Raw genomic sequence first — 9,502 nt, forward strand, 5'->3', positions numbered from 1 at the left:
TTATATGACAATACAACCCAAAAAAAGAATTTTATTGGCCGAGGATGAAGAGCATCTTTTAGAGGCTATTAAGCTTAACCTTGAATTGGAAGGTTACAAGGTATCAACCGCCAACAATGGCAAAAAGGCTTTGCAAATATTTAAAGAGGAGCGTTTTAATCTGGTGATACTGGATGTTATGATGCCCGAGATAGACGGTTTTGTAGTTGCCGAAACTATCCGTTTAGAAAATTCGGAAGTACCCATTATGTTCCTGACCGCTAAAAATACCAACGAGGATAAAATAGCCGGTTTAAAAAAAGGTGCTGATGATTATTTAACTAAGCCATTTAACCTGGAAGAGCTGATTTTACGGGTAAACAACCTGGTAAAACGTAGCCTTAAAGGTGATGACCTTAAAGAGTTTAACAGCTATAAAATTGGCGAAAAAACCATCCATTTCAACTCGTTTGAGTTGGTTAATGAGGATGGGTCTATCACCCCGTTAACAAAAAAGGAAACCATGCTTTTAAAGCTGCTGATAGAGCGTAGGAATGATGCCGTATCTCGCGAGCAGATATTAGAGACCGTATGGAACTATGATGTTTACCCGTCAACCCGTACCATTGATAATTTTATTTTAACGTTCCGTAAGTATTTTGAACCCGATCCTAAAAACCCGGTTTATTTTCACTCTATACGCGGGGTAGGTTATAAGTTTACAGATAATCAGCATTAATTAATGTTTACCAACCGGGCAAGGATATTAGTTATCGGTGCTTTTTTGATCATGCTGGTTGTATCGGCCAACATGAAAGTTTACCAGATAACAGCGGTAACAGCCATGTTTGCAATTTTTTTAGCATGGGGTTATTTTAAAGAGGGAACGATAATATTGGCAGCAAAGGCTTTTCATAATAAGGACTATGCTAAAACCGAACGACTGCTGGAGCAAATACCTAACCCCAACTGGTTAAGTAAAAAGCGCCGCGGTTTTTACGAGTTTATTGCCGGCGGGGTAAGCTTGCAAAAGCAGGATTTTGATGAAGCCGAAAAACATTATGAACTGGCGGCGCAGTTTCCGCTGCGGTCGGCAAATGACCATGTGGCGGCGCTGGTACATGTAGCCAATATAAACATCAGGAAAAGCAATTTTGAAAAGGCAAAAGCCTATTTGCAACTGACCGATAAATACGAAGGAAAAACAACCGCTAAAATGAAGGATGTAATTAAACGTCTTCATGAGGAACTGGATAAAAAATAATAATAAATGGGTGTCACCCTGAGCCTGTCGAAGGGTGAGCGTAGGCTTTTGCCCACATGCTTCGTCCCGATAGGTATCGGGACAGCATGACAACCGATTAATTGAGATATGAGAGATTCATTACTAATAAAAGCTGCATTTTCAGAAAAAACCGAACGCCCGCCTGTGTGGATGATGCGCCAGGCCGGACGTTTTATGCCCCAGTACTGGGAAATAAAAAACAAGTACTCGTTTTTGGAGATGTGCAAAACCCCCGAGATTGCTGCCGATGTTACCATGTTGCCGGTTGATCTGCTGGGTATTGATGCCGCCATCTTATTTTCGGATATACTGGTTACCGGCGAGGCCATGGGCGGCGATCTGAGCTTTACTCAAAATATCGGTCCTAAGTTTGCCAACCCCGTACGTACGCAAAAGGATATTGATAATCTTGAGGTAAATTGTATAGATAAGCTACAATATGTTGCTGATGCGATAAAGGTGATACAACAGCGTTTAAATGGTAGCATCCCGCTGATTGGTTTTGCAGGGGCGCCGTTTACCGTAATGAGTTATTTGGTTGAGGGCGGATCATCAAAAGATTTTAAGCTAACCAAGTTAATGCTGCATAATGAGCCTGAGATGGCACATGCATTATTATCAAAAATTGCCACAGTAACAGCAGATTACCTGAACCTGCAAATTGCAGCCGGTGTAAATGCCGTACAAATATTTGATAGCTGGGCGCAGGCTTTAGCGTGGGATGATTATAAAGAATTTTCGCACCGTTATATTGCCGAGATCATCAGTAAGTTAAACCGGAAAGATATTCCGGTGATATCATTCTGTAAAGGCAGCTCAGTTTTCGCGCCGTTAATGGCCGAGGCTAAACCGGATGTAATTTCTATCGACTGGAATGTTGATCTGCTGGATATTAAAAAGCGGTTGCCGCAAGGTGTGGCGGTGCAGGGTAATTTAGATCCGCATATTTTGTATGCCGATAAAAAAGTAATTAAAGAACGCATTTACCGCCTGTTTGACCGCATGAAAGGTGAGAACGGCTTTATATTTAATTTGGGCCACGGCATTATGCCTGATATCCCTTTTGATAATGTGAAGTACGCGGTTGAGGTGATAAAAGAATTTAAGTACTAAAAAAAAGAGGGTGTCACCCTGAGCCCGTCGAAGGGTGAGCGTAAAGGCCTTTGCCCACGTGCTTCGAGAGCCTCAGCATGACAACGCACAAAAGAAATGTACTATTATATTTTAGCCATACATATCATTTTTGTAGTCTGCTGGATGGCGGGGCTGTTTTATATGGTGCGCCTTTTTATTTACCATACCGAAGCACAAGCCAAACCCGAACCTGACCGTACCATCCTGTCCAAACAGTTTGAGATAATGGAAAGCAAGCTATGGTGGATAATTACTGCGCCGTCCATGTACATTGTTATAGCCGCGGGTATTAGTATGTTATACCTTTCGCCATTTTGGTTGCAGCAACCCTGGATGCATGTAAAACTTGCTTTTGTATTGGTCTTGATTGTTTACCATTTTATCTGCCAAAATAAAATGAAGCAAATGCGTAAGGGCATTTATAAATGGACCTCCACCCAATTGCGTTTATGGAATGAACTGGCAACCTTGCTGCTATTTGCCATCGTGTTTTTGGTAGTGCTTAAAAGCGCGGTTAACTGGATATATGGGGTGGTGGGTATTGTGGGATTGTCCGTGGTGTTAATGCTAGCCGTTAAAATATATAAACATTACAGAGCTAAATAGTTAAATCACCGATCCTTCATAAAGATCATGAACCGGAAATATCAAATCATAATCTCCCCAATTTAAGTTCCCATTGCTTATTTGAAACTGAGTAAATAACGACTCATCTAAATATTTTGAAATTGCGGGGTGTTGTGATTTAATAAGGAAAGGCTTAAAATCAACCAGCTTTTCATTCCCATCGTTAAAGAAAATCCTTATAGCATAATCACCAATGTATTTAGCCGATTTAACTTCTATTACATCAGTTGATAAATGGTCATTATATTCCTGAATGATTTTCATTTTAATTTATGAGTAATTCGTTCAAACTCTATTGTTTTATGGTATACAAAATAGTCAACCCATTTGTTAACTATTTTATCAGCATAAACTTCTAAAAACTTTTCAAAGTCTTTAAGTTTAGCCCCTTTCAATGGTTTCTTACCTTCTACTAATTTAATTCTTATTTCTGATATTTTGCCATCAATAATATAAAACTCGGCTTTGCTTTCTAAATTACCATAACTGGCATGAATATGAATTGGTTCATGTTCGTTTGAATAAAAGAAAAGTATGATACCCAAATACTCAAATATTTTTGGCATAAGTGTTATAATTAACAGGATAAAATTATGAAAATTCGGCGATTCTTACCCATTATTCATTTAATCAACTAATTGCTCTGTCGGTGTAACCCAACTGATGGACGCTCTTCTTTTAATATATGTTTAACTATTTATCTTTAAGGTGATAAAAGAATATTTAATACCCCATGCAACCATTTGCCACTGGCGTACATCTTACCAATAATGATGTTACTAAAACCCACTTACACAATTGATGAATTATTAAACAGGTGCAAAGCCGGTGAGCGCAAAGCGCAAGAGCTGCTGTACAAGCAATTTGCATCAAAAATGTTGGGGGTTTGCATGCGTTACGCAATAGATAAAATGGAGGCTGAGGATGTTTTACAAAACGGCTTCATTAATGTTTTTAAAAACCTGGATAGTTACCGGGGCAAGGGTTCTTTTGAAGGTTGGATAAGGCGTATTATGGTACACTGTAGCATTGAACACTATCGTAAGCACCATAAAATGATGCCGGTGGCCGATGTAGATGAGAAAGGTAATGAACCATCAGTAAACCCGGTGGTAATAGCCAATATGGATGCAAAGGACCTTATGAGTTTGATAAACCAGTTGTCGCCAGGGTATCGCATGGTTTTTAACTTATTTGCTATTGATGGCTACTCGCATAAAGAGATAGCCGAAATAGTTGGTATAACAGAGGGCGCGTCAAAATCGCAATTATCAAGGGCGCGCGCAATTTTAAAGGAACAGGTTATTAAAATGGAAGGTAAAATATATGGATATGCAGGATAAAGAACTTGACAGTTTGTTCAATTCAAAACTTGACGATTTTGAAATGGAGCCCTCACCAAAAGTTTGGAACGGTATAGCTGATGAGTTGCACGGTAAAAAAGGAAAACGTGTGGTAATATATTATCTGAGTGTTGCGGCAAGCGTTATTATATTGGTATCGGCAGGCTTGCTGTTTTTTAACCATACGCAAAATACTTTTGTAAAGCCGGTTAAGCAAAATAAAGTTGCGGTAAAAATTGATAAACTTTTACCGGTTGGTGATCGGGTTAAAAGTGGTACACTAACAACACAGAGAATGGTTGATGCCCCAGTAAATAGTGTTACGAACGTATCAAAACAAGCAGTAAATATGCCTGAGGAAGGTGTTAACAAAACGGCAACAGAAATCCCTGTACCAATCAATTCACCGGGAATAACCGGGCCGTTACCAACCAACAAACCTTTACTGGCAGTAGTAACCGAGCCTCAGCAAAAACAGCCTGCTATGGTTGTGCCGAGTAAAGCAACATCTTTTACAACTACGCCTGCTGATGACCAACAAGTACCGGAAGTGGTAATAACCACCACCGAAACAATAAACACACCCGTTAAAAAACGCGGCATACACAGCGTTGGCGGTTTAATAAACGCCATTATAGCCAAGGTTGATAAACGCGAGGACAAACTGATAGAATTTACCGAGGATGATGAAGATGGATCAGCCATTACAGGTTTAAACCTGGGGCTGATAAAAATTAAAAAACAATGATCTAATTATAATAGTATACACCATTTAAATACGCACTAATATGAAACGCCTATTACTTACTGCCCTAATTTGCGCTGTATCAACACTAAGCTTTGCACAAAGAACCACCACAACTACTACAGTTACCACAACTACCATAATAAAAAAAGATACAACCATAGTCAGAAAAGATACTACCGTTGTAAGAAACACAAAAAGGTACAAGGTTAGCTTTCATGATAGACAAATTAACCGCGACAGCATAAAAGCCGCCGCCGAAAGAAGAGATAAGGTTAATTTTAATATAATTTTCAGGTTCGACCTGGGATTAACCACGCTGATTGATAACGGCAGCTTTACTTTATCGCCCAAAAATGATTTTTTAAGCTATCGCTCATGGAAATCAAGCAACGTGGGTTTTGAGCTTGTGCAGTTTGGATACCGCTTTAACAAGAATTTTAAAATGTCATTAGCCGGTGGTTTCGATTGGACGCTACTGCGCTTGCGCGAAAATATCACCATACAAAAAAGCACGCCAACATTAACTTATGTGGTAGATAACATTAACTATAGCAAAAACCGTTTTTCATCAACTTACCTGAGGGTGCCTTTGGGGTTCGAGTTCAGAACCAACGAAAACAACCGGGGCAAACATTTAACCTGGATAGTTGGTCCGGAAGCCGGGCTGTTGTTAGGCGGCCGTGTTAAGCAAATAAGCGAAGAAAAAGGCAAGCAGAAAATAGATGATGATTATCACTTTACCAAATTACGCTATGGCGCGTTTACCCGCCTAAGTTATGGTTCGACAGGTATTTATGCTAAATACTATATGAACGATATGTTTGAGAACAGTCCGGCGCAGGCGGGTTTAAAAAACTTCGCGGTAGGCTTTACCCTCAACTTTTAAATAGCGTTGATATAAATACATAGCAAGGCTGTTTTAATCGACAGCCTTTTGCCGTTTTGCATATCTTTGCAACATGTCATCAACTCCCTTTCTTCAAGCTTTATCCATCAGCAAAATATATCCGGGCGAACGCCAGTCGGGGGTTAAAAACATCAGTCTACAAATTCAGGAGGGAAAAATTACAGCTATAATAGGCGAGAGCGGTAGCGGGAAAAGTACCTTACTACGTATGTTGTACGGCTTGCTGTCGCCGGATGAAGGCGAGGTGCAGTTTAAAGGCGAACGCATTTGGGGGCCTGAAGAAAAACTGATACCCGGCCACGATGCCATGAAAATGGTAACCCAGGACACCGATGGCTTAAATATTTTCGCTAAAGTTTGGGATAATATAGCCGTGCTGATGCCTAATACTGATGTGGCCGCGAAAGAAGAAAGGACTGAACAAGTTTTAAAACAACTCAACATATTTAAACTGGCCAATAAACGGGTAGCCGACCTAAGCGGTGGCGAAAAGCAGCGCGTAGCCATAGCCCGCGCCCTGATAACCCGTCCCGAAGTTTTATTGCTGGATGAACCCTTTAACCAGGTGGATACTTCGTTTCGTGAAGGCTTGCAGCAGGACATCAGGCAGATTGTGCAGGATACCGGGTTAACCGTTATTATGGTATCGCATGACCCGGCCGAGGTATTATCAATGGCAGATGAACTGCTGGTATTACAGGATGGTGAAATTCTGGAAGCGGGTCACCCCAAAGAATTATACCAACACCCGCAAAACCTGTATACCGCGCGACTGCTTACCAACTGCAATGTGCTTACGCAGGACGAAGCCAAACTTTGCGGTATTAAAACCCAAAAAGACTGCGTAGTTATATACCCCGAATGGGCCGTCACCACCAGCAGCTGGACCCGCAAAAACTGGACAGTTAAGCAAGTGCTTTTTAAAGGCAACTATGAAGATCTGTTATTAGAATATAAGGAGGTAGTATTGCGCCTGTTAAATGACCAGCCCGGTAAATATAATGAGGGTGACAGGTTGCATTTAAAGATTGGTAGGTATTTGGAGTATTAAATTGTAAATAAAATTACCAAGGGCGTTATAATTCCAATTAACAACAGCAGATAAAATAATCGTCCTTTTCTGCTTACAGCTAATTTAAACAAAGTAATAAGCGTTAAAACTATGCCTATCAAGGTCAAGTATAAATAGCCGTAAATAATACCTTCTCCAATTACTAATTTGGATCCACGGTCTAAATACGCAGTGTGTGTATGACGCCATCCTGAAAATAAAATTAACACACTGAATAAAGCATAACATATGTATACGATTATTGCTGTTCTATGTGTACTAAAAATGTTTATGGCTGATTTCATAATTGGTAACCTTAATACCCATTAATAAATAAGGTAACCTTTTCGCGAAAAGTTTGATGGACTATTAAAAATCAAGGCAATCCTCAAATCTTAAAAATCAAGGTTCAGACAGCAGGCAAACTCACAAAAAACGTAGTGCCCGCATTCTCGGCACTGGTAAACCATATTTTACCGCCTTGCAATAAGGTATAATCCCTGCAAAGTACTAAACCCAGGCCAGTGCCTTTTTCATTTTCGGTACCGTAGGTGGAGTTGGCTTTTAATGAAAATATATCTCCCTGCTTTTCTAATGGGATGCCTATGCCATTATCGCTTACTGATATAATGCACTCGTTGTTTTGTTTAATGGCTTTCAATTCTATTTTTCCGCCTGATGGCGTAAACTTAATAGCATTATTTAACAGGTTGCGAATGATGAGCTGCAACATATCAATATCCGCTTTTACAACAATGCTTTCGTTAATAATGGTGGTTAGCTGTATGTCTTTATTTAAGGCGATAGGGGTAAACACCTCGGCCTTTCTTGCAAAAACCTGATTAAGGTTGATGTTTTTTAGGTTAGGGGCTACACCTTTCATCTGGTTTTTTGCCCAGTTAAGCAAATTATTTACCAGGTACTCCGCATTGGCAAGGTTGCTAACCAGGTCTTTTTCCAAAGCTAAACGCTCCTCATTATCCATTTCAACCTCTTTAAGGGCGCTAAAATACTGCTGGGTAAGCGCCAACGGACTGCGCAGATCATGCGAAATGATGGAGAATAGTTTATCCTTTTCGGCATTTAACATTTCAAGGGCATTTGTTTTCTCGTCGGCCAATTGTTTTTGGGCGCTATAATTTCTGCGGATGGATGAGGTGCCTATATATAAAATAACGATGATGATTATATACGTTCCCACATTATCTATAAACAGCTCCTTACGGCTGGCATAGCTTATTTTAATGCTTGATGGGTAGTAATACTCTATACATGTAATACCTATCACAATAGCCAGGTTAATGGTAAACCAAATTAGCCAATGCTTTTTTTGCGATACCGATATGATCATGAAAAGCGAGATGGAAAACAATAATAAAGTGCTACCCGCTATACCCGCGTTAAAAAAATAATTGGCAGCTGTAAATATATTTACCTCAATGGCTGATAATATGACAGCCAGGTTTAATTGGTGCTTAAACCGACTTAACGAGTATAAAAAAATTTGTATTGCTAAAACTACGGTAGTAATAATTGCCGGCGCGTATAAACCGATAGCCAAATTAAAAGCTATTTGTAAGGGCAGTACAACAAAAACCAATGCCGAAAATGAATGAAATATCCGGCTCTCCAGCGAAAAATCATCATCGCTGCCAATTACCTGTAACCGGAGTTTCGTTAAAAAAGAAGGTGTTGTTTCAGGCATAGTTAACTTCTTCAAATTTAATAAAAGAAACGTTAATTAAATGTTAAATCTATACGTACTCGTTATAAACCGACTGCCCTATTATTGGCCCTGTAAAACTTTTTTATTCAACCGCTTGAAAATCAAAAAATAAGTACCTACCTTTGCAGTCCTTAAAATAAGGATAAAACTGTAAATACAAAAAAGGAAAAATGCCTACTATTCAGCAATTAGTTAGAAAAGGTAGAGTAGCTATGGTTGACAAGAGTAAGTCACCAGCGTTGGACAGCTGTCCACAGCGAAGAGGCGTATGCACACGCGTGTATACCACTACCCCTAAGAAACCAAACTCAGCAATGCGTAAAGTTGCACGTGTGCGCTTAACCAACGGTAAAGAAGTTAACGCTTATATCCCTGGTGAAGGTCACAACTTGCAGGAACACTCAATTGTATTGATCCGCGGTGGTCGTGTTAAAGACTTACCGGGTGTACGTTACCACATCATCCGTGGTGCGTTAGATACATCAGGTGTTGCTGGTCGTAACCAACGTCGTAGTAAATATGGTACTAAACGCCCTAAACCAGGTCAGGCTGCTGCAGCCCCTGCAAAAGGTAAAAAGAAATAATTAAAGGAGGATAGATAGCAATGAGAAAATCAAAACCAAAAAAAAGAATCCTTCTTCCTGATCCAAAATTCAATGATATTTTGGTAACCAGGTTTGTAAATAACATGATGTATGACGG

General features: G+C 39.8%; 12 protein-coding genes and 1 pseudogene. 10 read left to right on the plus strand and 3 right to left on the minus strand.

All coding sequences use genetic code 11. From position 1 onward, the window contains the following. The first annotated feature begins 10 nt into the window (after nt 1-10). The 4 genes from ABI367_RS03245 to hemJ all read left to right on the plus strand — a co-directional run bounded on the left by ABI367_RS03245 (nt 11) and on the right by hemJ (nt 3,004). The gene (locus ABI367_RS03245; protein WP_462226571.1) at nt 11-718 is read left to right on the plus strand and encodes a response regulator transcription factor; all 708 of its coding nucleotides are present in this window, start codon (nt 11-13) and stop codon (nt 716-718) included. Nucleotides 719-721: 3 nt separating this feature from the next. Further along, nucleotides 722-1,243 (plus strand): tetratricopeptide repeat protein, encoded by a 522-nt coding sequence (locus tag ABI367_RS03250; protein WP_462226554.1) that lies wholly within the window; start codon nt 722-724, stop codon nt 1,241-1,243. Nucleotides 1,244-1,351: 108 nt separating this feature from the next. Further along, nucleotides 1,352-2,377, plus strand: coding sequence for a uroporphyrinogen decarboxylase (hemE, locus tag ABI367_RS03255; protein WP_462226556.1), 1,026 nt, complete (start codon nt 1,352-1,354; stop codon nt 2,375-2,377). A 96-nt stretch (nt 2,378-2,473) separates the two neighbouring features. After that, nucleotides 2,474-3,004, plus strand: coding sequence for a protoporphyrinogen oxidase HemJ (hemJ, locus tag ABI367_RS03260; RefSeq protein ID WP_462226558.1), 531 nt, complete (start codon nt 2,474-2,476; stop codon nt 3,002-3,004). Here hemJ and ABI367_RS03265 read toward each other — a convergent pair whose 3' ends face one another. Beyond that, the gene (locus tag ABI367_RS03265; protein WP_462226560.1) at nt 3,005-3,289 is read right to left on the minus strand and encodes a DUF2442 domain-containing protein; all 285 of its coding nucleotides are present in this window, start codon (nt 3,287-3,289) and stop codon (nt 3,005-3,007) included. Then, a complete protein-coding gene (locus tag ABI367_RS03270; RefSeq protein WP_462226561.1) occupies nt 3,286-3,591 on the minus strand; it encodes a DUF4160 domain-containing protein in 306 nt (101 codons plus the stop codon). Before ABI367_RS03270 ends, ABI367_RS03265 begins: the two co-directional genes overlap by 4 nt. A gap of 207 nt (nt 3,592-3,798) precedes the next feature. Between ABI367_RS03270 and ABI367_RS03275 the strand changes: the two genes are divergently transcribed. The 4 genes from ABI367_RS03275 (at nt 3,799) to ABI367_RS03290 (ending at nt 7,074) form a co-directional block, all read left to right on the plus strand. After that, a complete protein-coding gene (locus tag ABI367_RS03275; RefSeq protein ID WP_462226573.1) occupies nt 3,799-4,368 on the plus strand; it encodes an RNA polymerase sigma factor in 570 nt (189 codons plus the stop codon). Continuing rightward, on the plus strand, nt 4,352-5,116 hold the full coding sequence (locus ABI367_RS03280) for a hypothetical protein (RefSeq protein ID WP_462258012.1): 765 nt from the start codon (nt 4,352-4,354) through the stop codon (nt 5,114-5,116). Before ABI367_RS03275 ends, ABI367_RS03280 begins: the two co-directional genes overlap by 17 nt. A gap of 40 nt (nt 5,117-5,156) precedes the next feature. Next, on the plus strand, nt 5,157-6,002 hold the full coding sequence (locus ABI367_RS03285) for an outer membrane beta-barrel protein (protein ID WP_462226565.1): 846 nt from the start codon (nt 5,157-5,159) through the stop codon (nt 6,000-6,002). A gap of 73 nt (nt 6,003-6,075) precedes the next feature. Next, on the plus strand, nt 6,076-7,074 hold the full coding sequence (locus tag ABI367_RS03290) for an ABC transporter ATP-binding protein (protein ID WP_462226567.1): 999 nt from the start codon (nt 6,076-6,078) through the stop codon (nt 7,072-7,074). 409 nt (nt 7,075-7,483) lie between these two features. Here ABI367_RS03290 and ABI367_RS03295 read toward each other — a convergent pair whose 3' ends face one another. Further along, nucleotides 7,484-8,779 carry a sensor histidine kinase gene (locus tag ABI367_RS03295; RefSeq protein ID WP_462226569.1) on the minus strand — a complete coding sequence of 432 codons (1,296 nt, stop codon included), beginning with the start codon at nt 8,777-8,779 and terminating at the stop codon, nt 7,484-7,486. A 191-nt stretch (nt 8,780-8,970) separates the two neighbouring features. Here ABI367_RS03295 and rpsL point away from each other — a divergent pair, with 191 nt between their 5' ends. Continuing rightward, nucleotides 8,971-9,384: a 30S ribosomal protein S12 gene (gene rpsL / locus ABI367_RS03300; RefSeq protein ID WP_067063087.1), complete on the plus strand. Its 414-nt coding sequence runs from the start codon at nt 8,971-8,973 to the stop codon at nt 9,382-9,384. A 20-nt stretch (nt 9,385-9,404) separates the two neighbouring features. Then, nucleotides 9,405-9,502, plus strand: a pseudogene (locus ABI367_RS03305) (30S ribosomal protein S7); the annotation flags it as partial.

Source organism: Mucilaginibacter sp., assembly GCF_039935595.1.
In the GTDB taxonomy this organism is placed as follows: domain Bacteria; phylum Bacteroidota; class Bacteroidia; order Sphingobacteriales; family Sphingobacteriaceae; genus Mucilaginibacter.

Bases quoted from the DNA above. Each gene is read 5' to 3' on its own strand.
- ABI367_RS03290 (WP_462226567.1), top strand. From the start codon at position 6,076: ATGTCATCAACTCCCTTTCTTCAAGCTTTATCCATCAGCAAAATATAT.
- ABI367_RS03265 (WP_462226560.1), bottom strand. From the start codon at position 3,289: ATGAAAATCATTCAGGAATATAATGACCATTTATCAACTGATGTAATA.
- hemJ (WP_462226558.1), top strand. From the start codon at position 2,474: ATGTACTATTATATTTTAGCCATACATATCATTTTTGTAGTCTGCTGG.
- ABI367_RS03285 (WP_462226565.1), top strand. From the start codon at position 5,157: ATGAAACGCCTATTACTTACTGCCCTAATTTGCGCTGTATCAACACTA.
- ABI367_RS03280 (WP_462258012.1), top strand. From the start codon at position 4,352: ATGGATATGCAGGATAAAGAACTTGACAGTTTGTTCAATTCAAAACTT.
- ABI367_RS03295 (WP_462226569.1), bottom strand. From the start codon at position 8,779: ATGCCTGAAACAACACCTTCTTTTTTAACGAAACTCCGGTTACAGGTA.
- rpsL (WP_067063087.1), top strand. From the start codon at position 8,971: ATGCCTACTATTCAGCAATTAGTTAGAAAAGGTAGAGTAGCTATGGTT.
- ABI367_RS03270 (WP_462226561.1), bottom strand. From the start codon at position 3,591: ATGCCAAAAATATTTGAGTATTTGGGTATCATACTTTTCTTTTATTCA.
- ABI367_RS03250 (WP_462226554.1), top strand. From the start codon at position 722: ATGTTTACCAACCGGGCAAGGATATTAGTTATCGGTGCTTTTTTGATC.
- hemE (WP_462226556.1), top strand. From the start codon at position 1,352: ATGAGAGATTCATTACTAATAAAAGCTGCATTTTCAGAAAAAACCGAA.
- ABI367_RS03275 (WP_462226573.1), top strand. From the start codon at position 3,799: ATGTTACTAAAACCCACTTACACAATTGATGAATTATTAAACAGGTGC.